General features: G+C 71.6%; 18 protein-coding genes. 11 read left to right on the forward strand and 7 right to left on the reverse strand.

Annotated features, from left to right (window positions below):
- The first annotated feature begins 14 nt into the window (after positions 1-14).
- On the forward strand, positions 15-620 hold the full coding sequence (locus tag DEJ16_RS00625) for a vitamin K epoxide reductase family protein (RefSeq protein ID WP_110823830.1): 606 nt from the start codon (positions 15-17) through the stop codon (positions 618-620).
- A gap of 100 nt (positions 621-720) precedes the next feature.
- Complete coding sequence (locus DEJ16_RS00630) at positions 721-1,587, forward strand: thioredoxin domain-containing protein (RefSeq protein WP_110823829.1); 867 nt, start codon at positions 721-723, stop codon at positions 1,585-1,587.
- 98 nt (positions 1,588-1,685) lie between these two features.
- Here DEJ16_RS00630 and ndk read toward each other — a convergent pair whose 3' ends face one another.
- Genes ndk through ileS form a run of 4 tightly spaced genes read right to left on the reverse strand, consistent with a single transcriptional unit; the run spans position 1,686 to position 7,263 of the window.
- Positions 1,686-2,105, reverse strand: coding sequence for a nucleoside-diphosphate kinase (gene ndk / locus DEJ16_RS00635; protein ID WP_110823828.1), 420 nt, complete (start codon positions 2,103-2,105; stop codon positions 1,686-1,688).
- A 33-nt stretch (positions 2,106-2,138) separates the two neighbouring features.
- On the reverse strand, positions 2,139-2,555 hold the full coding sequence (locus tag DEJ16_RS00640) for a DUF4233 domain-containing protein (RefSeq protein WP_110823827.1): 417 nt from the start codon (positions 2,553-2,555) through the stop codon (positions 2,139-2,141).
- Positions 2,552-4,009 carry a folylpolyglutamate synthase/dihydrofolate synthase family protein gene (locus tag DEJ16_RS00645; protein WP_110823826.1) on the reverse strand — a complete coding sequence of 486 codons (1,458 nt, stop codon included), beginning with the start codon at positions 4,007-4,009 and terminating at the stop codon, positions 2,552-2,554. Before DEJ16_RS00645 ends, DEJ16_RS00640 begins: the two co-directional genes overlap by 4 nt.
- Positions 4,006-7,263, reverse strand: coding sequence for an isoleucine--tRNA ligase (ileS, locus tag DEJ16_RS00650; protein WP_110823825.1), 3,258 nt, complete (start codon positions 7,261-7,263; stop codon positions 4,006-4,008). The genes DEJ16_RS00645 and ileS overlap by 4 nt, the downstream gene beginning before the upstream one ends.
- A 251-nt stretch (positions 7,264-7,514) precedes the next feature.
- Between ileS and DEJ16_RS00655 the strand changes: the two genes are divergently transcribed.
- On the forward strand, positions 7,515-8,582 hold the full coding sequence (locus DEJ16_RS00655; protein WP_110823824.1) for a cation diffusion facilitator family transporter: 1,068 nt from the start codon (positions 7,515-7,517) through the stop codon (positions 8,580-8,582).
- Between the two features lie 12 nt (positions 8,583-8,594).
- On the opposite strand, the gene DEJ16_RS00660 is transcribed toward DEJ16_RS00655, so the two are convergent.
- Positions 8,595-9,320 (reverse strand): hypothetical protein, encoded by a 726-nt coding sequence (locus DEJ16_RS00660; protein ID WP_110823823.1) that lies wholly within the window; start codon positions 9,318-9,320, stop codon positions 8,595-8,597.
- A gap of 248 nt (positions 9,321-9,568) precedes the next feature.
- Positions 9,569-10,168 carry a TetR/AcrR family transcriptional regulator gene (locus DEJ16_RS15610; protein WP_181419396.1) on the reverse strand — a complete coding sequence of 200 codons (600 nt, stop codon included), beginning with the start codon at positions 10,166-10,168 and terminating at the stop codon, positions 9,569-9,571.
- A 31-nt stretch (positions 10,169-10,199) separates the two neighbouring features.
- Between DEJ16_RS15610 and DEJ16_RS00670 the strand changes: the two genes are divergently transcribed.
- The 4 genes from DEJ16_RS00670 to DEJ16_RS00685 all read left to right on the forward strand — a co-directional run bounded on the left by DEJ16_RS00670 (position 10,200) and on the right by DEJ16_RS00685 (position 15,527).
- On the forward strand, positions 10,200-11,852 hold the full coding sequence (locus DEJ16_RS00670; protein ID WP_110823822.1) for an ABC transporter substrate-binding protein: 1,653 nt from the start codon (positions 10,200-10,202) through the stop codon (positions 11,850-11,852).
- 137 nt (positions 11,853-11,989) lie between these two features.
- Entirely contained in the window at positions 11,990-12,910 is a 921-nt protein-coding gene (locus tag DEJ16_RS00675; RefSeq protein ID WP_258365723.1) for an ABC transporter permease, read from the forward strand.
- Positions 12,907-13,863: an ABC transporter permease gene (locus tag DEJ16_RS00680; RefSeq protein ID WP_258365724.1), complete on the forward strand. Its 957-nt coding sequence runs from the start codon at positions 12,907-12,909 to the stop codon at positions 13,861-13,863. Before DEJ16_RS00675 ends, DEJ16_RS00680 begins: the two co-directional genes overlap by 4 nt.
- Positions 13,860-15,527 carry an ABC transporter ATP-binding protein gene (locus tag DEJ16_RS00685; RefSeq protein WP_181419397.1) on the forward strand — a complete coding sequence of 556 codons (1,668 nt, stop codon included), beginning with the start codon at positions 13,860-13,862 and terminating at the stop codon, positions 15,525-15,527. The genes DEJ16_RS00680 and DEJ16_RS00685 overlap by 4 nt, the downstream gene beginning before the upstream one ends.
- Before the next feature lie 115 nt (positions 15,528-15,642).
- On the opposite strand, the gene proP is transcribed toward DEJ16_RS00685, so the two are convergent.
- Positions 15,643-17,229 carry a glycine betaine/L-proline transporter ProP gene (proP, locus tag DEJ16_RS00690; protein WP_258365725.1) on the reverse strand — a complete coding sequence of 529 codons (1,587 nt, stop codon included), beginning with the start codon at positions 17,227-17,229 and terminating at the stop codon, positions 15,643-15,645.
- Positions 17,230-17,446: 217 nt separating this feature from the next.
- Between proP and valS the strand changes: the two genes are divergently transcribed.
- The 4 genes from valS to DEJ16_RS00710 all read left to right on the forward strand — a co-directional run bounded on the left by valS (position 17,447) and on the right by DEJ16_RS00710 (position 23,137).
- Positions 17,447-20,044, forward strand: coding sequence for a valine--tRNA ligase (valS, locus tag DEJ16_RS00695; RefSeq protein WP_258365726.1), 2,598 nt, complete (start codon positions 17,447-17,449; stop codon positions 20,042-20,044).
- A gap of 103 nt (positions 20,045-20,147) precedes the next feature.
- Entirely contained in the window at positions 20,148-20,399 is a 252-nt protein-coding gene (locus DEJ16_RS00700) for a hypothetical protein (RefSeq protein ID WP_110823818.1), read from the forward strand.
- A 102-nt stretch (positions 20,400-20,501) separates the two neighbouring features.
- The gene (locus DEJ16_RS00705; protein WP_110823817.1) at positions 20,502-21,083 is read left to right on the forward strand and encodes a TetR/AcrR family transcriptional regulator; all 582 of its coding nucleotides are present in this window, start codon (positions 20,502-20,504) and stop codon (positions 21,081-21,083) included.
- Between the two features lie 26 nt (positions 21,084-21,109).
- Positions 21,110-23,137 (forward strand): M3 family metallopeptidase, encoded by a 2,028-nt coding sequence (locus DEJ16_RS00710; RefSeq protein WP_110823816.1) that lies wholly within the window; start codon positions 21,110-21,112, stop codon positions 23,135-23,137.
- Positions 23,138-23,181 lie beyond the last annotated feature (44 nt).

Genomic DNA, 23,181 nt, shown 5'->3' on the forward strand with positions numbered 1-23,181 from the left:
GCGAAGATGACGCCGTGAGTTCCACGCCTGTCGCTCCCCGCCGCCCCGTCGCCGTCGCGATCCTGCTGCTCGTCACCGGCGTGGTCGGGCTGTACGCGGCGTTCCGACTGGTCCTGGACGAGTTCGAGAAGTACGAGAACCCGAAGGCCGTCCTGTCCTGCGACGTCAGCCCGTTCGTGAACTGCTCGAACGTCATGGCCAGCGCGCAGGGACACCTGTTCGGGTTCCCGAACCCGCTGCTCGGGCTCATGGGCTTCGTCGCCCCGATCGCCGTCGGCGTGGTGCTCCTCGCGGGCTTCCGCGGGACGAGGTGGTTCTGGACGGTCTTCAACGCGGGCGTGTTCCTGGCCTGGGTCTTCGTCACCTGGCTGTTCACGCAGACCGTCTGGTTCATCGGCTATCTCTGCCCCTGGTGCATGCTCGTCTGGGCCATGACGATCCCGATGTTCTGGGTGTTGACGATCTGGAACCTCGCGAAGGGGAACCTGCCCTTCGGTGACGGGGCCCGTCGCGTCGGACGCGCGCTGCTGCCCTTCTGCTGGGCGTTCCCGCTGGCGAACTACCTGTTCATCGTCGTGGTGATCCTCGTGAAGTTCCCGACGGTGCTGACGACGCTCTGACGCCCGCAGCGGTCGAAGAGATGACGTGTCACCGGATTCCGGGGTGCTTCCCAGCGCCAGGGCCCGGTCCCGACGCCCGCTGGCATTACGCTCGTTCCCGATGAGCGACAACGAGAGCAAGAAGGCGCGCCGGAACGCTGCGCGCGAGCGTGCCCGCGAGGCCCGCCAGAAGGAGCAGGCCCGCCGGCGTCGGAACAAGACGCTGACGATCAGCGCGATCATCGTCGGGTCGCTCGCGGTCGTCGCGGTCGTCGTGCTCGTGATCGCGAACTCGATCCAGCCCGTCGGCCCGGGGCCGAAGAACATGGCGAGCGACGGCATCGTCCTCACCGGCGAGAGCGGCAAGATCGTGCCCGTCGAGACGAAGGCCATCCCCGAGGGCGGGGAGCCGACGCCGACGAAGCAGGACGACTCGGTCACGAACATCACCGTGTACGAGGACTACATGTGCCCGATCTGCAACCAGTTCGAGACCGGGAACATGGACCAGATCAAGCAGTGGGTCCAGGACGGCACGGCCACGCTCGAGGTGCACCCGTTCAACCTGCTCGACCGCGCCTCGCTCGGTTCGAAGTACTCGACCCGCTCCGCCGCCGCCGCGGCCTGCGTCGCGAACTACGACCCGGAGGCCTTCCTCGACGTCAACAGCGCGTTCTACGAGAACCAGCCGTCGGAGAACACCCGCGGGCTGAGCAACGACAAGCTGGCCGACATCGCGAAGCAGGCCGGCGCGACGAACGAGAAGGTGCAGTCCTGCATCACCGACCAGGAGTTCGCGGGCTGGGTCGCCGACGCCACGAACCGCGCGCTCACCGAGCCGCTGCCGAACTCCGACCTGCCGAAGCTGACGGGCACCCCGACCGTCATCGTCAACGGCAAGCAGTACAACGGCCAGGGCACGAACTCGTGGGCCGACGCCCAGGCGTTCGCCGCCTTCGTCGAGGCGAACGGCGCGTCCGCGAAGTAACCCGAGCGCCGGTACGAGGACGGCCCCCGCACTCCGAGGAGTGCGGGGGCCGTCGTCGTCCCGGTCGGACACCGTCGGACCGGGACAGGTCAGTCGGATCAGGCGAACCAGAGCCCGAGCTCGCGGGCGGCGGACTCGGCCGAGTCGGAGCCGTGCACGAGGTTCTGCTGGACCTTGAGACCCCAGTCGCGACCGAGGTCACCGCGGATGGTGCCGGGGGCGGCCGAGGTCGGGTCGGTGGTGCCGGCGAGCGAGCGGAAACCGGCGATGACGCCGTTGCCCGCGACGCGCACGGCGACGAGCGGGCCGGACTGCATGAACTCCACGAGCGGTTCGAAGAACGGCTTGCCCTGGTGCTCCTCGTAGTGGCTGTCGAGCAGCTCGCGCGGCGCGGTCAGCATCTTCAGGTCGACGATCTCGTAGCCCTTCGCCTCGATCCGGCGGAGGATCTCACCGGTGAGCTGGCGGGCGACGCCGTCGGGCTTGACGAGGACGAGGGTCTCTTCGAGTTCGGACACAGCGGGACTCCCTGCGGTTCGAGGTGGGATGGATCAGTCCTCGCCGAGTGCGGCGCGACGGGCGGCGTTCTGCCGGTCGAGCTGACCGCCCTTGACGAAGCAGAAGACCCACAACGCCAGGAACACCAGGCCCACCACGACCATGAAGGGCTCGATGAACCCGGTGGCGAGGATGGCCGCCTGCAGCAGCCATCCGAACCCTACACCGGCCCGGGAACCGGTCATCCGGGACGCGAGGAGGAGCACGATGATCGCCGCGATGCCCCCGCCGAAGGCGACGGCGGCCGGCAGCGTGTGCTTGCCGTAGACGACGAGCATCGGGAAGAAGAACATGAACGCCTCGAGGCCCAGCGTGATCGAGAGCAGGCTCTCGCGGGCACCACGGTCACGACGCGGGCGTCGGACCCGGGGTGCACGCGGCGGCCGGGAGGCACGCCCTGCGTCCGTCACTTCGTCCCGCCTTCCCGGTGCACCAGGTCCATGACCGCGCCCACCATGACGATCGACCCGGCGACGAGGACCATGGCGTCCTCGGCGTCCGCGTCGTCGGCCAGGTCACGGGCCTCCTGCAGGGCGCCGGCGAGCGACGGCTCGACGACGACCCGGTCGTTGCCGACCTCGTCGACGACGACCCGGGCGAACTCGTCCGCGTCCAGTGCACGCTCCCCCGGCGGCTGCGTCACGACGAAGGTCGCGACGGTGTCCTTGAGCGCACGGACGAACCCGCGGGCGTCCTTGTCGCGGAGGATCCCGACGACGCCGACGACGTGCTCCGACGGGAACGCCACCGGCAGCGCGTCGGCGAGGGCTTTGGCACCGTGCGGGTTGTGCGCGGCGTCGACCACGACGGTCGGCCCGGTCGCGATCGGCTGCAGGCGGCCCGGGCTCGTCGCGTTCGCGAGGCCCTCGCTGAGGACGTCCTCGTCGAGGGCCTGGCTGCCGCGGCCGAGGAACGACTCGACCGCGGCGATCGCGACGGCCGCGTTGTGCGCCTGGTGCGCGCCGAACAGCGGCACGAACAGGTCGTCGTACGCGCCCGCGATGCCCTGCACGCTGACGAGCTGCCCGCCGACGGCCGGGGTGTCGCTCGTGACCCGGAACGCCGACCCCTCCACCGCGAGGGCCGACTCGGTGAGTTCGGCCGCGCGCTCGAGCTCCGCGAGGGCCTCGGGCGTCTGCGCGCTCGTGACCACGGACGAGGACGGCTTGACGATGCCCGACTTCGTCCGGGCGATCTCGGCGACGGTGCTGCCGAGCTGCTTCGCGTGGTCGATGGCGATCGGGGTGAACACCTGCACCTGGCTCTGCACGACGTTGGTGGAGTCCCACTCGCCGCCCATGCCGACCTCGATCACGGCCACGTCGACGGGTGCCTCGGCGAAGCACGCGAGCGCCAGCACGGTCAGCGCCTCGAAGAACGTCAGCGGCTGCTCACCCTTCGCGGTGAGCTCGGCGTCGGTCATCTCGAGGATCGGGGTGATGTCGTCCCAGTTCTCGACGAACCGGCTCGGCTCGATCGGTTCGCCGTCGATGACGATGCGCTCCCGGATCGACACCAGGTGCGGGCTCGTCATGAGTCCGGTGCGGAGCCCGTGGGCGCGGACGATGCTCTCGGTCATCCGGGCGGTCGACGTCTTGCCGTTCGTCCCGGTGATGTGGATGACCGGGTACGCCAGGTGCGGGTCGCCCAGGAGCTCGACGGCACGACGGGTCGCGGTCAGACGCCGTTCGGGTGCCTGCTCCCCGATCCGGGCCATGAGCGCCGCTTCGACCCGCCGGACCTCGTCGTCGTCCCCGCCGTACGGCAGTTCCTCGCCGGGAGCGGTGTCGCCCGCCGGACCGACGGGGATCTCGATCCCGTCCGCGTCCTCCGCGGGGACCTCGTACTCGTTGCTGTCGCTCATGCGCGCTGGACCTCCACGGTCACCTTCGCTTCGTCGCCGACCGCGACGGTGTCCTCGTCCTGACCGAACGTCGTGGGCACGACCTGTACTCCGCCGGCGAGGGTCTCGTTCGCGATGAGCGTCTCGTGCACGCCGATCGCGGCTGCTGCCGTCTCGTCCGCACGGAGCGTCAGGACGATGCGGTCACCGACGTCGAGACCGGCGTCGCGTCGGGCCTGCTGCACGGCACGGACGACGTCGCGGGCGATGCCCTCGGCTTCGAGCTCCGGCGTGGTGACGGTGTCGAGGACGACGAACCCGCCGCCGTCGAGGAACGCCACGGCCTTGGACGTGTCGGCCACGGTGAGGTCGAGCGTGAACTCGCCCTCGACGAGGTCGACGCCGCCGACGGTCACGCCGGTCTCGGTCGCGGTCCAGTCGCCCCGCTTGGCGGCCGGGATGACCTGCTGCACGGCCTTGCCGATGCGGGGGCCGGCAGCGCGAGCGTTGACGGTGAGCTTCCGCTCGATGCCGTACTGCGCCAGGGACTCCTCGGCTTGCTGCTCGAGCACGACGCGCTTGACGTTGAGCTCGTCGCGGAGGATGTCCGCGAACGGCTCGACGGCCGCGGTGTCCGGCACGACGAGCGTCAGGGTGGCGAGGGGCAGACGGACGCGCTTGCCGGTCGCCTTGCGGAGCGCGAGGCCCTTCGACGCGACGTCCCGCACGCGGTCCATCGCCGCGACGAGGGCGTCGTCCGCGGGGAACTCGTCGGCCGACGGCCAGTCGGTCAGGTGCACGCTGCGGTCACCGGTCAGGCCCTTCCAGACCTCCTCGGTGACGAGCGGTGCCAGCGGCGCCGCCACCCGGGCGAGCGTCTCGAGGACCGTGAACAGCGTGTCGAACGCGGCACGGGCCTCCGGGGAGGACTCGGCGCCGGCCCAGAACTTGTCCCGCGACCGCCGGACGTACCAGTTGGTGAGCACGTCGGCGAAGTCGCGGATCGCCTGCGCGGCCAGCGGGGTGTCGAGCGCGTCGAGGTGCGTCGTGACATCGGCGACGAGCACGCGGGTCTTCGCGAGGAGGTACCGGTCGAGCACGTCGGTGCTCGCGGTGCTGCGGGTGGCTCGGTACCCCTGATCGCCGGAGGCGTTCGCGTAGAGGGTGAAGAAGTAGTACGTCGACCACAGCGGCAGGAGGAACTCGCGGACGCCCTGTCGGATGCCCTCCTCGGTGACGACGAGGTTGCCGCCGCGGATCACCGACGACGACATGAGGAACCAGCGCATCGCGTCGGCGCCGTCGCGGTGGAACACCTCGGACACGTCCGGGTAGTTCCGCAGGCTCTTCGACATCTTCTGCCCGTCGGACCCAAGCACGATGCCGTGGCTGATCACGTTCGTGAACGCCGGACGGTCGAACAGCGCGGTCGAGAGCGCGTGCATGACGTAGAACCAGCCGCGGGTCTGCCCGATGTACTCGACGATGAAGTCGGCCGGGCTGTGGGTGTCGAACCACTCCCGGTTCTCGAACGGGTAGTGCACCTGGGCGTACGGCATCGAGCCGGAGTCGAACCAGACGTCGAACACGTCGGTGATCCGTCGCATCGTCGACCGCCCCGTGGGGTCGTCCGGGTTCGGCCGTGTCAGCTCGTCGATGAACGGCCGGTGCAGGTCGACCTCGCCCTCGGCGTTGCGGGGCAGGCGGCCGAAGTCGCGCTCGATCTCCTCGAGCGAGCCGTAGACGTCCTGACGCGGGTACTCCGGGTCGTCGGACACCCACACCGGGATGGGCGTGCCGAAGTAGCGGTTGCGGGAGACCGACCAGTCGATGGCGTTGCCGACCCACTTGCCGAACTGGCCGTCCTTCACGTTGTCCGGCACCCAGGTGATGTCCTGGTTCAGCTCGCCCATGCGGTCGCGGAACTCGGTGACGCGGACGAACCACGACGAGACGGCCTTGTAGATGAGCGGCTTGCGGCAGCGCCAGCAGTGCGGGTAGCTGTGCTCGTACGACGCCTGGCGGAGGAGCCGGCCGGCGTCACGGACGGCCTTCGTCAGGGGCTTGTTCGCGTCGGACCAGAGCATCCCGGCGACCTCGCCGAACTGCGACGTGAACAGGCCGCCCTCGTCGAGGGAGAGCACCACGGGGATGCCCGCGGCCGCGCAGACCTCCTGGTCGTCGGCACCGTAGGCCGGGGCCTGGTGCACGATGCCGGTGCCCTCGCCCGTCTCGACGTACTCGGCGACGAGGACCTTCCAGCCGTTCTCCATGCCCTCGGTCTCCGACAGGAAGTCGAACAGGCGCTCGTAGGTGACGCCGTCGAGCTCCCGGCCCTCGATCGTCCGGCTGACGGCGTCGACGGCCTCCTCGGCCGAGGCGTAGCCGAGGTCCTTCGCGTGCGCGGCGACCGTGTCGGACGCGAGCAGGTACGTCGCGGAACCGGCGGCGCCACCGTCAGCCGCGCCTCCCGGCCCGGCCGGCAGGACCGCGTACGCGATCGCCGGACCGACCGCGAGCGCGGCGTTGGTCGGCAGCGTCCAGGGGGTGGTCGTCCAGGCGAGGGCGCGGACGCCGGTCAGCCCGAGCTCCTCCGCACGCGCACCGGTCAGCGGGAACGCGACCGTGACGGACTGGTCCTGACGCATCTTGTAGACGTCGTCGTCCATGCGGAGCTCGTGGTTCGACAGCGGGGTCTGGTCGTTCCAGCAGTACGGCAGGACCCGGAAGCCCTCGTACGCCAGGTCCTTGTCCCACAGCGTCTTCCATGCCCAGAGGACGCTCTCCATGTACGTGACGTCGAGCGTCTTGTAGTCGTCCTCGAAGTCGACCCAGCGCGCCTGACGAGTCACGTACTGCTGCCACTCGTCGGTGTACTGCAGGACGGATCGCTTGGCGGCTGCGTTGAAGACGTCGATGCCCATGGCGTCGATCTCGTGCTTCTCGGTGATGCCGAGCTGCCGCATCGCCTCGAGCTCGGCGGGCAGACCGTGGGTGTCCCACCCGAAGCGGCGGTGCACCTGCTTGCCACGCATGGTCTGGTAGCGCGGGAAGACGTCCTTCGCGTACCCGGTCAGCAGGTGGCCGTAGTGCGGCAGGCCGTTGGCGAACGGCGGGCCGTCGTAGAAGGTCCACTCGTCGCAGCCCTCGCGCTGGGCGATGGAGGCACGGAAGGTGTCGTCGCCCTTCCAGAAGGCGAGGATGCCGTCCTCGACCGAGGGGAAGGACGGGGACGGGGTCACGCCGTCGGGTTCGGAGTTCAGCGGGTACCGCACGGGAGGCTCCTGGAGGTCGGTGGAACTGGACCACGAGGACGGAGCCTGCGCTCCGCGGTACCACCTCGCTTGCCACGGACCGGCGCGCAACGCCTGCTCGTGACCACTCTGCGTCGGGGTGGTGTCGGTCCCGAACCCGCCCGGTTCTAGTGACGACCCCGTCGGTGCCGTGTTCTTCCGGGAGGCTCCCCGGTGATGGCCGGATCGATGCCTGTGGGACCGACTCTACCGGACGGGAGCATGCTGGAGCGATGCCCTCGTCGTCGTCCCCCGAGGCCCCGGAGACCGCTCCGGACGCCTCGTCCTCGCAGCAGAAGCCCGAGTCGCTGCTCACCGTCCTCATCGCCTTCGGGGCGAACCTGCTCGTCGCGATCGCGAAGTCGGTCGCCGCCCTCGTGTCGGGCTCGGCGTCGATGGTCGCCGAAGCCGCGCACTCGTGGGCGGACACCGGCAACGAGGTGTTCCTGCTCGTCGCGGAACGGCGGGGTGCCCGGAAGCGCGACGCGAGACACCCGCTCGGGTACGGCCGCGAGACGTACATCTGGTCGATGTTCGCCGCGTTCGGGCTCTTCACCGCGGGCGCGATCGTCTCCATCACGCACGGCATCGGCGAGCTCGGGGACACCGGCCCGGCCGAGGACGTCACCCTCAACTACATCGTGCTCGCGGTGTCGTTCTGTCTCGAGGGCACGAGCTTCCTGCAGGCGTTCCGGCAGGCCCGCGGCGCCGCGACGAAGCGCCGGGTCCCGGTCCTCCGCCACGTGCTGCAGTCCTCGAACCCGACGCTCCGGGCCGTGTTCGCCGAGGACGCCGCCGCCCTGGTCGGCCTGGTCATCGCGTTCCTCGGGGTCTTCCTGCACCAGGTCACCGGGCTCGCCGTGTTCGACGCGATCGGGTCCATCGCCGTCGGGCTGCTGCTCGGGGTCGTCGCGATCGTCCTCATCGACCGCAACCGCCGGTTCCTGCTCGGGGAGAGCACGTCCCCGGAGCTCGAGAACGCCGTGCTCGTCGAGCTGCTCGCCCGGGAGCAGGTGGAGAGCGTGAGCTACCTGCACCTCGAGTTCGTCGGGCCGTCCCGCGTCTACCTCGTCGCCGCGGTCGACCTCGTCGGCAACGACACCGAGGAGCACGTGGCCGCTCGGCTCCGCCGGATCGAGGACTCGCTGGAGCAGAGCCAGTACGTCGAGGAGGCGGTGCTCACGCTGTCCGTGCCGGGCGCCCCGGTCCTGCGGCCGACGAGCGACGACATCCCGGACGTGGTCCGGGACGGCACGGTCGAGGACGTGGCGTCCGGCGGCGCCGGCACGCTCCGCGCCTGACCCCCGGGACGGTCAGCAGTCGTCGTTCGTGAACTCCAGGTCGACGGTCTGGTCAGAGCCGGTGAAGACGTAGGAGTACCGCATCGCGATGTCCTCCTCGAGGATGTCGCGGGTCGCGTCCGTCGAGCAGAGGTTCGACAGCACCGAGTCACGGATCGTGCGTTCGGAGACGGCGGCCGGGTCGGCGTCCACCCGGTAGCGGTAGTGGATGGCCTCGTCCTCGGCCTCGACCCCGGTCCACGTCGTGATCTCGTCGACCTGCCGCGGGAACGTGGTCTGCTCGGAGATCTTGGCGACACCCTCGTCGACGAGCTCCTGCTTGGACGGACCACCGAACGAGGCGAAGCCCCAGCGGACCAGCGCGGCGGCGACGACGAACGCCAGGATGCCCGCGATGGTGACGAGCGCTCGGCGACCACGGGACTGCTGCGGGGGCTGGGTCCCGAACGCCGCGGCACCGCCGGGCTGCGCGACCGGGGCGCCCGGACCCTGCCAGGGCTGCTGCGGGCCGCCCGGGTACTGCTGCCCGGGGACCTGCGGCGCCGGGGGCGCCGGATCCTGCGGAACCCCGGTGCGCGCGTCCCGCCCGCCGGTCCACTGCGGTGCCGGGGGCACCTGGCCCTGGTCGGCCGGGAGGCCCTGCCCGCGGTCCGACAGACCGTCCGGCCCTCCGGTGTGGTCCGGATCCGGACCCGGTCCGGACGACGACAGCTGCTGCTGATCGGGTGTGTCGGACACGGGTCCCCCTGATGTCGGTGGCCGTCCCCCTCGGACGGCGCATCCCGAACCTACCAGCGGACCGGGGCGGGCAGACCGGTGCTCCGGCGCGGCCCGGACAGGGTCGGCCTACCGCCTACCGCCTACCGCCTGCCGTCTGCCGTCTGCCGTCTGCCGCCTGCGGCCTCGACCCGGCCGTGCCGGACCGGCACCTCGTTCCGGCACGGCCGGACCGGCGACAGCGGACCGGTGCGGCCAGACCGGTGCCGTCAGCGCGCGTCGAGCCCCGCGACCACGGGCGTCAGCGCGGCGGCGACGTACTCGACGAGCGGCCGTCGCGCGACGCCGTCCCGCACCCACACCCCGAACGCCGCGGCGGCGGCACCGAGCATCGCGCCCGCCACGGTCTGCGGCCACAGCGACCCCGCGTGCTCCCCGGTCCGACCGGCGACGAAGGACGCGACCGCCTGGTGCTGCGCGGTCACCCGGGTGGCGACGCTCGCGACGAGTCCGTCGCCGACGTCCATCACCTCGGCCTGCGCGATCGCCCAGGGCACGCGCTCCGGGTCGTGCGCCCGGGCGGCGGCGAGCAGGGCCTCCTCGACGGCACGGACGGCGCTCGACTCGGTCGAGGACGCCAGGTGCCGCGGCAGGTCAGCGACCGCTGCGTCGAGGTCGAGCCACATGACGTCGGACTTGGCGGTGAAGTAGTTGAAGAAGGTGGCCCGACTCACCCCGGCACGGGCGGCGATCTGGTCCACCGTGGTCCGTCCGTAGCCCTGCTCCAGGAAGAGCTCGGCGGCGGCGTCCGCGAGCACCTCGGCGCTCGAGCGGCGCGGTCGCCCACCGCGGCGGATCGGTTCGTCCATGCCTCCAGTAAAGCGCTAGACTCGGCCAGCCATGATCTTGGACCCAGTACAGAAAAGCCCGGCGCTGCGGCGCATCGTGACCGGCGTCGCCGGCGCGGCCACGATCCTCCTGGCCGTCACCGCGTGCTCCGGCGACGGTGCCGCCGGGGACAGCAGCACGCCCGTCAGCGGCGGCACGCTCACCTACGCCTCCGGCGACGCCGAGCCGACCTGCCTGGACCCGCACGTCGGCGGCAACTACCCCCAGGCGCTGCTGGCGACGCAGTACATCGAGGAACTGGTCGGGCTCGACGACGACGGGCGGCCGACGCCCGAGCTCGCCGAGAAGTGGACGACGAGCGACGACGGGAAGGTCCTCACGTTCACGCTCCGCGACGACGTCACCTTCACCGACGGCACCCCCTTCGACGCCGCGGCTGTGGTCGCGAACATCGAGCACGTGCAGGACCCGGCCACGGCCTCGAGCACCGGGTACCTCGCCCTGCAGTCGATCGAGAAGGCGACCGCCACCGACGACCACACGGTGACGCTGTCCCTCAGCCGTCCCGACGCCGCACTGCTCGAGTCGTTCTCGCAGCCGTGGGTCGGTATGGAGTCCCCGAAGGCGCTCCAGCGGAAGCAGGCGACGAACTGCGAGTCCCCTGTCGGCACCGGCCCCTTCGCGGTCACCGGGTGGAAGCACGGCGACCGCGTCACGCTCGAACGGAACACGGCGTACACGCCGCTCGCCGGGTCGTCCACCGAGCCGCGCCTGGACGGACTCACCTGGCGGTTCCTGCCCGACTCGACCTCGCGGTACGCGGCCCTGCAGTCCGGCCAGGTCGACGTCATCGACAACGCCCAGCCCGACCAGCTCAAGGCAGCCTCGGCGAAGGGCAGCATCCGCGACCTCGACGCTCCCCGCCCGGGTGCGTCGAACCGTCTCGAGTTGAACTCGGGCCACGGCGTCTTCCGCGACGAGTCTGTCCGCGAGGCGTTCATCGCGGCTGCCGAGATCGACCCGGGCCTGCGGTCGCTCTTCCTCGGCACCGCGAAGCGCTCGTACTCCGTGCTGTCGAGCGTCGAGCCGACGTCGTACTCGGACGAGTCGTTGTTCGCGTACGACCCGGCCGAGGCGAAGCGTCTGCTCGACGAGGCCGGCTGGAAGACCAACAGCGACGGCGTCCGCGAGAAGGACGGGAAGACCCTGACCGTCACGTTCCCGGTGTCGACGAACCAGTCCGTCCCCGCCGAGCGCAGCCTGTTCCAGCAGATCCAGGCGTCCGAAGCCGAGGTCGGCATCGAGGTCCGGCTGCAAGAACTCGACCTGTCGAGCTGGTACGCGGCACTCGCGGAGAACCAGTACGACGTCGTCAGCGCCCCGTACACGAAGGTCGGCCCGGACGTCCTCCGCATCCTGTACGACTCCGCCTCGATCACCCCGGCACCGTCGGGCTACTTCGCGAACCTGGCGCAGCTCGACGACCCGGCCCTCGACGAACTGCTCGAGAAGGCGTCGCAGACCTCGGACGCGAACGAGCGAGCGGAGCTGGTCGAGCAGGCACAACGGACGATCCTCGAGAGCCGGACGGTCCTGCCGCTCTACGACCAGCAGAACCACTTCCTGTACCGCTCGGCCGTCCACGGCATCTCGACCACGTCGGTCTCGACGCCGTGGTTCGGCACGGCGTGGATCGCGCGCTGATCTCCTTGCGTCGCATTTGGGCCCACGCCGCCGGTTCCCGGCGGACGCGCCAGCGGCCGACAGGCCGTGCCGGTGGGGAGGGGTCCGGTGCCCGGCCGGCACGCCAGCCCGCCCGTGCGGGCTGGGTGCGCTGGACGGTGCGCCGCGTCCTCGGCGGCATCGGGGTGCTCTGGGCCGTCGCCACGATCGTGTTCGTCGCGATCCGTCTCATCCCGGGGGACCCCGCCCTCGCGATCCTCGGCGGGCCGGGGTCCCAGGCGTCGGCCGAGGCGGTGGCCCAGGTGCGGTCCGAGTACGGGCTCGACCAGCCCGTCCTCGTGCAGTACCTGGTGTTCCTCGGCCGTCTGGCGGCGGGGCAGCTCGGGGACTCGTACGCCTTCCGGACGCCGGTGTCGACGCTCCTCGCGCAGGAACTGCCCGTGACGCTGACCCTCGCGGTCGCCGGGCTCGGGGTCGCCTGGCTGCTGGCGGTCGTGGCCGCGTGGTGGTCGACGCAACGAGGCCGGACAGCGGCGTTGCTGACCACCGGCCTGGCCGTCACCGCCAGCGTGATGCCGCACTTCTGGCTCGGCAGCGTGCTCATCGTGGTGTTCGCCAGCTCCCTGGGGTGGGTGCCCGCCGTGAGCGACGGCACGCTGCGCGGCTGGGTCCTGCCAGTGCTCGTCGTCGCGGTGCCGGTCGCCGGGTACCTGGCCGAGACGATCCGCGACGGCGTGGTGGACGCGCAGCGGTCCGCCTTCGCGCTGGCCGCCCGGGGTCGGGGCGAGTCCCGTGCCGGACTGTTCGGTCGGCACCTGCTCCGGCACGCCGCACTCCCCGGGATCGCCCTGTCCGCCTGGGCCTTCGGGTCGCTCGTGTCCGGGGCCGTCGTCGTCGAGTCGGTGTTCGCGCTCCCCGGGATAGGCCGGGCACTCGTGACCGCGGTGACGCAGCGGGACATGCCGCTCGTCGCAGGGATCGCGCTCGTGTCGGCGGCGGCGTACGTCGTCGTGCTCGCCGTGGCCGACCTCGTCGAGCGCGCAGTCGACCCGCGCGGCGGCGAGGCGGAGGCACGGTGAGCGGCATCCTCGACCCGGGCCTCCCGTCCGGCACCGAGCCGGTCGCTCCCGGACCCGGCACCGACCCCGACGGCAGGTCCGGCGGCACGCCGACCAGGCCGTCCGAGACGTTCGGCGCACGCGCCGGACGCCGGTCCGAGCGATTCCGTGGGGGGACGCTCGGGCCGGCAGGCACCATCGCGGCCGCCGTGGTGGCGGTCGCGGTGGTCGCCGCCCTGTGGCCGGCGCTGCTCGGCGGCGCGCACCCGCTGGCGGTCTCCCCGGCCGAGGCCCTCTTGCCACCAGGCCCGGGTCGTCCGTTCGGCACCGACGAGTCGGGGCGGGACGTCCTGGCGCGGGTCGTCGCGGGGACGCGGGCGTCGCTCCTGGTCGGCGTCGTCGCCACGCTCGTCGGCGGCGTGACCGGCGTGCTGCTCGGCGTCCTGGCCGGGCTCGGTGGACGGGTGGTCGACGCAGTCGTCGGTCGGGTGACCGAGGTCGCCTTCGCGCTGCCGCTGCTGCTCGTCGCGCTCGTCGTCATCGCGGTGACCGGCCCGGGTCCGGTGCCGGCCATGCTCGCCGTCGGGTTCGCGACCGCGCCGGGGTACGCCCGGATCGTGCGGGGGCTGGTCCGGACCGCGCGGGCGTCGCAGGTGGTCGAGACCGCCGTGCTCCTCGGCCGCTCCCCCGCCGCGATCGTGTTCCGCCACGTGCTGCCCGCCGCCCTCTGGCCGATCATCGCCGTCGGCACGCTCGGCATCGGTCAGGCGGTGGTGTGGGCATCGGCCCTGAGCTACCTCGGCGTCGGGACACCGCCACCCGCGCCGGAGTGGGGCGCCATGCTCGCCGACGGCCGCACCTACCTGCAGACGGCCCCGTGGATGAGCACGTTCCCGGGCCTCGCGATCGTCGTCCTCGCGACCGCGGTGACGGTGCTCGGTCGGGCGCTCCGCCGACGTGGGGATGCTCGGTGAGCAGCGCCGGGACCGCCGAGCCCGTCCTCGACGTCGCGGGGCTCGCTGCCACCGTCGGGACGACGACGCTCGTCGAGGACGTCGACCTCCACGTCGCCCCGGGTGAGCTGGTCGCCCTGGTCGGCGCCTCCGGTTCCGGCAAGTCGGTCACCGTCCGGGCTGCGCTCGGGCTCTCCGCGGACGGCGTCCGCATCGGCGCCCGCCGGCTCGTGCTCGCCGGGCGCGATGTCCGAGCGTTGTCCGATCGGCGGTGGCGCGACGTCCGGGGACGCCTCGTCGGCTACGTCGGCCAGGAGGCCCTCGGCGCCCTGGACCCGCTCCGTCCCGTCGGGCGGGAGGTCGCCGACGCACTCCGGCTGCACACCGACCTGACCGCTCGCGAGCGTGTCGACGCCGTGGGAGCGGCGCTCGAGGCGGTCGGACTCGACCCCGCGCTCGCCACGGAGGGGCGCACAGCCGGGACACTGTCCGGCGGGATGCGGCAGCGTGCGCTCATCGCCGCGGCCACGATCGCGGACCCCGGGCTGCTCGTCGCCGACGAGCCGACGACCGCGCTCGACGCCGGCATCGCCCTCACCGTGATGGAGCAGCTCCGCGCGGCGCAGCTGCGCGGCACCGGGGTGCTCGTCGTGACGCACGACCTCGGGCTCGTCGCGGGGTGGGCCGACCGGGTCGTCGTGATGCACGGCGGACGGGTCGTCGAGGACGGGCGGACCGCGGACGTGCTCGGTTCACCCCGGCACGAGGCGACGCGCGCACTCGTCCGGGCGGCGCGGACGGCTGACGGCCCCCTGCGCGGCGGTCCGACCGCCGGCGTCCGCGGTGGCGACGTCCGGGCCGCAGGCGTCGTGATCGCCGATGCCGCAGCTGCCGGCCGTCCCGTCGAGACCCCCGTGCTCGCGGCGCATGCACTCCGCCGGACCTACGCCGGGGTCCCGGCGGTCCGCGAGGTGTCGCTCCGGGTCGACCGTGGTCGGGTGCTCGGCATCGTCGGGGCCTCGGGTTCCGGCAAGACGACCGTGGCGCGGATGCTCCTCGGGCTCGAGACGCCCGACGACGGCGCGGTCGACCTCGGCGGCGAGCCCTGGGCGCCGCTGCCCGAACGGGACCGCCGCCATCGTCGCCCGCGGATCGCCGCGGTCGTACAGGACCCCGGCGCGACGTTCGACGAACGGTGGGACGTCGACCGGGTCCTCGCGGACGCGCTCACCGGCGGCCGGGCTCGGCGCGCGACCGGACCCCTCGGCGACCGGGTGGCGACGGCGCTCCGGCAGGTCGGGCTCGACCCCGCGCTCCGGCGTCGCTCCCCGCGCACCCTGTCCGGCGGGCAGCGGCAGCGGCTCGCGATCGCCCGGGCCCTCGCGACCGAGCCCGAGGTGATGGTGCTCGACGAGCCCGTCACCGCCCTCGACGCGACCGTGCAGGACGCCGTGCTGACACTGCTCGAACGGCTCCGGGACGAGACCGGTGTCGCGATGGTGTTCGTGTCGCACGACCTCCGGGCCGTCCGTCGCCTGGCCGACGACGTGCTCGTCGTGCACGACGGCACTGTTGTCGAGTCCGGTCCCGCCGACGAGGTCCTCGCCCGTCCGACCCATCCGGTCACCGAGAGACTCGTCCGCGCCGCCGAACGGCTCACCGCCGGCCCCACCGAGCCCGCCTGACCCGGGCTCCCGGAGCGGCCGGGACCGCCCCGACTCGTCAGGGGCAGAGGACGATCCGCGAGGGAGGCCCGCCCTGCGGACGCAGGACGGGCCTCCCGGCCGGGTGGTCGGCGGGTCAGGAACCGGCGGGTGCCTGCTCCTGGCGCGATCCTGGGGCGCTGCCGTCCTCAGGGACGACCGGGAACTGGCTCGTCGAGAAGTCCTTCGCCCAGTCGGACTGCGCGAGCTCCGAGGTCGGGTCGTCGTACTCCGCGATGACGTCGGCGACCTCGTCCTCGTGGGCAACCGTCGGGCCGGAGCCCATGAGCGGTGAGCTCGCCGTCTCCTTCGTGAAGTACACGGCGACCAGCCCGATCAGGGCGGCGAGCATGAGGTAGAAGGCCGGGATGTCCTCGGCCCAGCCGAAGCCGGCGTCCTTCGCCCCGGCGATGAGCGCCTGCGTCGCCAGCGGCGTCGTGCCACCGAAGAGGGAGACCGACACGTTGAACGCGATGGCCAGCGCGCCGTAGCGGATGATCGTCGGGAACAGCGCCGGGAGCGTCGACGGCATGGTCGACGTGAACGTCACCAGGACCAGACCGAGGATGAGCAGGCCGGCGAAGACGCCGGGGCCGGTGCCGGTCTGCACGAGCTTCAGCGCCGGCCAGGACAGCAGGATGAACCCGATGCATCCCGCGGCGAGCACGGGGCGACGACCGAACCGGTCCGACAGCCGTCCGCCGAACGTGATGACGACCATCATGAGGATCATCACGATGACGATGAGGATGAGGCCGAACGTGGCGTTCTGCCCGAGGTTCGTCTCGAGGTAGGTCGGCATGTACGACAGGAGCATGTAGTCGGTCACGTTGAAGACCAGGACGAGGCCGATGCAGACGATGAGCGAGCGCCAGTTCTCGGCGAAGAGCTTGAGGAACGGGGTCTTCTGCGACTCGCGCTCGGCAGCCTGCTCCTGCTGCTTCTGGAATGCCGGGGTCTCCTCCAGCTTGAGCCGCAGGTACAGCCCGATGAGGCCGAGCGGCCCGGCCACGATGAACGGGATGCGCCAGCCCCAGCTCAGCAGGGCGTCCTCGGGCATCGCGTACTGCAGGACCGTGACGATCGAGGCGCCGAGCACGTAGCCGGCGAGCGTGCCGAACTCGAGCCACGAGCCCATGAAACCGCGGCGCTTGTCGGGCGAGTACTCCGCGATGAACGTCGCGGCACCGCCGTACTCACCACCCGTCGAGAAGCCCTGCACGAACCGCGCGACGAGCAGCAGCACCGGCGCCCAGAAGCCGATCGTGTCGTAGGACGGGATCAGGCCGATCATCAGCGTGCCCGCGGCCATCAGGATCATCGTCAGCGCGAGGACCTTCTGCCGGCCGATCTTGTCGCCGATCGGGCCGAACACCGCGCCACCGATCGGGCGGACGATGAACGCGGCGGCGAAGAAGCCGAACGTGGCGACCAGGTTCGAGGTCGGGTCGCCCGCCGGCAGGAACACCTTCGAGATGGTGACGGTCAGGTAGGCGAAGATGCCGAAGTCGAACCACTCCATGGCATTGCCGAGCGCTGCTGCGGCGACGGCACGCTTGAGCAGCGACTCCTCGACGACGGTGACGTCGTCCTCGGTGAGCTTCCGCCGGGCGCGCTTGGCGGCGCCCTTCGTCCGCAACGGGCGGTCCCCGTGCGGCTGCGTCGATGTATCGTTCGCTGGCAAGTCGTTCCTCCGGTGTGCTGTGCGTCCTTCGGGCGTCCGACGAGGCGGCGACACTGGCGACCTGCGAGCCGCGCTCGCCGGACAAACCCCGGAAGCCTACCAGTCGGGCTCGTGGCGACGGGGCGACCACTACGCTGGAGGGACCCCGTCGAGCGCGGGGACACTCAGGCACCTCATCACGGACTCGGTGCCGCACATACGAACGGAAGGCGCAGCCATGACCAAGCCCATGCCCGACAAGCCATCGGTGGACGGACTCGAGCAGGTCTGGGGACCGCAGTGGGAGCAGGACGGCACCTACCGGTTCGACCGCGCCGCCGCCGGTGACCGGTCCGCCGTCTACTCGATCGACACCCCGCCGCCGACCGCTTCGGGTTCGCTGCACATCGGGCACGTGTTCTCGTACACGCACACCGACCTCAAGGCCCGGTACGAGCGCATGCGGGGCAAGCACGTGTTCTACCCGATGGGCTGGGACGACAACGGGCTCCCCACCGAGCGTCGCGTGCAGAACTACTACGGCGTCCGGTGCGACCCGTCGCTCCCCTACGACCCCGATTTCACGCCGCCGTTCGAGGGCGGCGACGGCAAGTCGAGCAAGGCCGCCGACCAGCTGCCGATCTCGCGTCGCAACTTCATCGAGCTCTGCGACCAGCTGACCGTCCAGGACGAGCAGCAGTTCGAGGAGCTCTTCCGCACCCTCGGGCTCTCCGTCGACTGGACGCAGTCGTACCGCACGATCGACGCGACCTCGCGTGCCAGCGCCCAGCGCGCCTTCCTCCGCAACCTCGAGCGCGGCGAGGCCTACCAGGCCGACGCCCCGACCCTGTGGGACGTGACGTTCCGCACCGCGGTCGCCCAGGCGGAGCTCGAGGACAAGGAGATGCCGGGCGCGTACCACGGCCTCGCCTTCCACAAGTCCGACGGCAGCGGTGACGTCGTCATCCAGACCACGCGCCCCGAGCTCCTGCCGGCGTGTGTCGCCCTCGTCGCGCACCCGGACGACGAGCGGTTCCAGGACCTGTTCGGCACGACCGTGCGCTCCCCGCTGTTCGACGTCGAGGTCCCGGTGCTCGCGCACCACCTCGCGCAGAAGGACAAGGGCGCCGGCATCGCGATGATCTGCACGTTCGGCGACACCACCGACGTCGTGTGGTGGCGCGAGCTGCAGCTGCCGAACCGCTCCGTGATCGGGTTCGACGGCCGTATCCGCTCCGAGGAGCCGGCGTGGATCGAGTCCGCCGAGGGCCGGGCGCTCTACGCCGAGATGGCCGGCAAGACGGTGTTCTCCGCCAAGAAGGTCGTCGTGGACGCCCTCACCGCGTCCGGCGAGCTCGTCGGCGACGTGAAGACGATCAACCACCCGGTCAAGTTCTTCGAGAAGGGCGACAAGCCGCTCGAGATCGTCTCCACCCGCCAGTGGTACATCGTCAACGGGGCCCGCGACGAGCAGCTCAAGGCGACCCTGCTCGAACGGGGGAACCAGATCGCGTTCCACCCCGACTTCATGAAGGTCCGGTACGAGAACTGGGTCGGTGGCCTGTCCGGCGACTGGCTCATCTCGCGCCAGCGTTTCTTCGGCGTGCCGATCCCGGTCTGGTACCCGCTCGACGCCGACGGCAACCCGGTCTTCGACCAGCCGATCGTCCCGACCGAGGCGCAGCTGCCCGTGGACCCGTCGTCCGACCCGGCTCCCGGGTACGACGAGTCGCAGCGCGGTGTCCCCGGCGGCTTCCAGGGCGAGCTCGACGTGATGGACACCTGGGCGACCTCGTCCCTCACCCCGCAGCTCGCCGGCAAGTGGGAGACCGACCCCGAGCTCTACGGCCTGGTGTACCCGTACGACGTCCGCCCGCAGGCGCAGGACATCATCCGGACCTGGCTGTTCACGACCGTGCTCCGCAGCCAGCTCGAGGCCGACGTGGTTCCGTGGACGAACGCCTCGATCTCCGGCTTCATCGTCGACCCCGACCGCAAGAAGATGTCGAAGTCGAAGGGCAACGTCGTCACGCCGCTGTCGATCCTCGAGCAGCACGGTGCGGACGCGGTCCGGTACTGGGCGGCCTCGTCGAAGCTCGGGACCGACGCGGCCTTCGATCCGCAGAACCCGAAGCAGATCAAGGTCGGCCGTCGTCTGGCGATCAAGGTCCTCAACGCCGCGAAGTTCGTCTACGGCTTCGAGCTGCCGACCGGCGCACACCAGGTCACCGAGGCCCTCGACGTCGACATGCTCGCCGCACTCGGCACCGTCGTCGACCAGGCCACCGCGGCGTTCGACGGGTACGACCACGCCCGTGCGCTCGAGATCACCGAGCGGTTCTTCTGGACCTTCTGCGACGACTACCTCGAGCTCGTCAAGGAGCGTGCGTACGGCACCGCTGCGGACGCGACCCACGAGACCCAGGCGAGCGCGGTGCTCGCGCTCCGCGGCGCGATCGACGTCCTGCTCCGTCTGCTCGCCCCGTTCCTCCCGTACGCGACGGAGGAGGTCTGGGCCTGGACCCACGAGACCAGCGTGCACCGGGCCTCCTGGCCGACGCGTGCCGACCTGCCGGTCGACCAGGCCGAGACCGGTCTGCTCGCCGCCGTCGGGCAGGCGCTCATCGGCATCCGCGGTGCGAAGACGGCCGCGAAGGCGTCCCAGAAGACGCCCGTCATCCGGGCCGTCGTGCAGGCGCCCGCGGACCTCCGCGAACTGGTGGAGCGCGCGGCCGTGGACCTGGCGGCCGTCGGCCGCATCCAGGACCTCGCCTTCGTGGACGGCGACGAGTTCGCGGTCACCGAGATCGAGCTGGCCGAGCAGCCCTCGGCCTAGTCGGAGCACCCGGGCCGCGACCCGGACACCGAGGACGCCCCGTTACCGTGGAGACACGGGCGGGGCGTCCTGCGTCCCCGTCACCCACGGACTGGAGGCACACATGCAGTTGGGCACGAGATGGAGCGTCGGTGCGGAGCCGCCCGCGCGGCTGCCCGAGACGATGATCGTCGCGGTCCGCAGCGTCGAGGAGGACCTGGCGGCGCAATCGGTCGACGCGTCGACGTGGCGCTGGACGCTCACCTTCCTGGAGGGCAAGCCCGTGGTCGAGCTGGACGACGGGACGTCGATCCACCTCGACCCGCTCGGTCACGCGCAGGTGACGGACCCGGACGACGCGGGGTCGGAAGACTGACGGGAACGCGGAGCCCAGGGGGAACCGTCCGCGGCGTACAGTGGAGAACCAGCGTTCCCGGCGCGGGCCCCGGCCGGCGGACAGTGGACGGACGGAGTGCCCATGGCCACGAGCACGGTCGAGCCGGAGACGACGGCACGGATTGTCGACACCGCCGATGCGCTGTTCTACGCGCGCGGCATCCAGTCCGTCGGCATGGACGAGATCCGGACGACCGCCGGGGTCTCGCTCAAGAAGCTCTACGCCGCCTTCCCCGGCAAGGACCAGCTCGTCGCCGCCGTCCTGACCGGGCGGCACGGGCTCTGGGAGCGGGGCATCCGCGCGGCCGTCGACTCCGCAGAGGGCCCGCGCGCGAAGATGCTCGCCGTCTACGACTTCCTCGAGTCGTGGTTCGGCGACGACACGTTCCGCGGGTGCGGGTTCATCAACGCGTTCGGTGAGCTCGGTGCGACCTCGCCGGCCGTCGCGGCCATCGCCCGGGAGCACAAGGAGTCGTTCCAGCGCTTCGTCAGCGAACTCGCCGTGCAGGCCGTCTCCGACGTCGAGCGCGCCGAGGAGCTCGCCGCGCAGCTCGCACTCCTCGCCGAAGGGGCACAGACGACCGCCGCGATCGCCGGCACCCCCGACGCTGCCGTCCACGCCCGGCGCGCAGCCGCGGTCCTCATCGACGCCGCCACGCCCTGACACGGGCCGGTGGATAGGTTGTGGGGATGGCCACTCCGTTCGACGAACCGAGCACTCTCCCCTACGCCCTCCCGCCGTTCGACGACGTCCGGACGGAGCACTACCGACCGGCGTTCGACGCCGGGATGGCCGAGCACCGCGCCGAGGTGGAGGCGATCGCCACCGACCCGCACCCGCCGACGTTCGAGAACACCCTCGTCGCGCTCGAACGGTCCGGACAGCTGCTGCAGCGGGTCGAGATGGTCTTCTCCACCGTCACCTCGGCCGACTCGACCGACGCGCTCCGCGACCTCGAGGCCGAACTGTCCCCGCTCCTGGCCGCTCACCGTGACGCCGTCGTGCTGGACGCCCGCCTGTACGCGCGCGTGCGGGCCGTGCACGACGACCTCGAGGACGCTGCCGGTCTGTCGGACGAGGACCGACGCCTCGTCGACCGCACCCTGACCGAGATGACGCTCGCCGGCGCCGGACTCGACGACGCCGGCAAGGAACGACTGACCGCCGTCAACCAGGAGCTCTCCTCGTTGACGACGACCTTCGAGCGGAACCTGCTCGAGGACACGAACGACGCGGCCGTGCACGTCACCGACGAGTCCGAGCTCGCCGGACTCGACGACGGCGCACTGTCCGCGGCCGCCGCCGCAGCGGCCGACCGCGGCCTGGACGGCTGGCTCGTCACCCTGCCGCTCTACACCGGGCACCCCTGGCTCGCCACGCTCACCGACCGCGGGCTCCGACAGCGGATCATGGAGGCGTCGCTCTCCCGCGGACGACGCGGCAACGCCTTCGACAACCGCGACGTCCTGCTGCGGATCGTGCGCCTCCGTGCCGAGCGCGCGGAGCTGCTCGGGTTCCGCGACCACGCCTCGGTCGTCACGGCCGACGAGACCGCCGGCGACCCCGACGCCGTCGCCGGGCTGCTGTCGTCGCTCGTGCCGGCCGCCACCGCCAACGCACGCGACGAGCGGGCGGTGCGGTCGCGGGCCGTCGGGTACGAGGTCGAGTCGTGGGACTGGGCGTACGCCACCGAGGTCCTGCGCGGTGAGCAGTTCGCCGCCGACAGCGGAACGCTCCGCCCCTACCTGGAAGCCGACCGGGTCCTGGTCGACGGCGTCTTCCACGCGGCCACCGCCCTGTACGGCCTGCGGTTCACCGAACGACCCGACCTCCGTGGCTACAACGACGAGGTCCGCGTGTTCGAGGTCACCGACGAGCAGGACGAGCCCGTGGGGCTGTACCTGCTCGACCTGCACACGCGGGACGGCAAGCGGGGCGGCGCGTGGATGAACCCCGTCGTGGAGCAGTCGCACCTGCTCGGCACGCTCCCCGTCGTCGTGAACAACCTCAACGTGCCGAAGCCCGCCGCGGGTTCGGCCACGCTCCTGACGCAGGACGAGGTGGAGACGCTGTTCCACGAGTTCGGACACGCGCTGCACGGGTTGATCGCCCGCACGACCTACCCGCGGTTCTCCGGCACGAACGTCGAGCGTGACTTCGTCGAGTTCCCGTCGCAGGTCAACGAGATGTGGGTGACCTGGCCCTCGGTGTTGGCGAACTACGCGAAGCACCACGAGACCGGCGAGCCGATGCCGCCCGAACTCGTCCTCGGGCTCAGCGACTCGGAGGGGTTCAACGAGGGCTTCGGCACGACCGAGTACCTGGCGGCCGCACTGCTCGACCAGGCCTGGCACCGGCTCACCGCTGCCGAAGCGGCCGCGGTCACCGACGTCGAGGCATTCGAACGGCAGGCCCTGGCCGACGCCGGCGTCGACGCCCCGGCCGTCCCGCCCCGCTACTCGTCGACGTACTTCGCGCACACGTTCTCGGGCGGGTACGACGCCGGGTACTACGGCTACATCTGGAGCGAGGTGCTCGACGCCGACACCGTGGAGTGGTTCCGCGACAACGGCGGGCTCTCGCGCGAGGCCGGCGAGCGGTTCGCCCGTCTCCTGCTCGGCGTCGGCGGGGCGAAGGACCCGCTCGAGGCGTACCGCGCCTTCCGCGGCCGCGACGCCGAGGTCGGGCCGCTCCTGCGACGCCGCGGGCTCGAGTAGGCCGCGGGCTCGAGTAGGCCGCGCGACGGCGGCGACGGCGGTGC

Origin of the sequence: Curtobacterium sp. MCJR17_055 (assembly GCF_003224335.1) — a bacterium.
Classification (GTDB): Bacteria; Actinomycetota; Actinomycetes; order Actinomycetales; family Microbacteriaceae; genus Curtobacterium.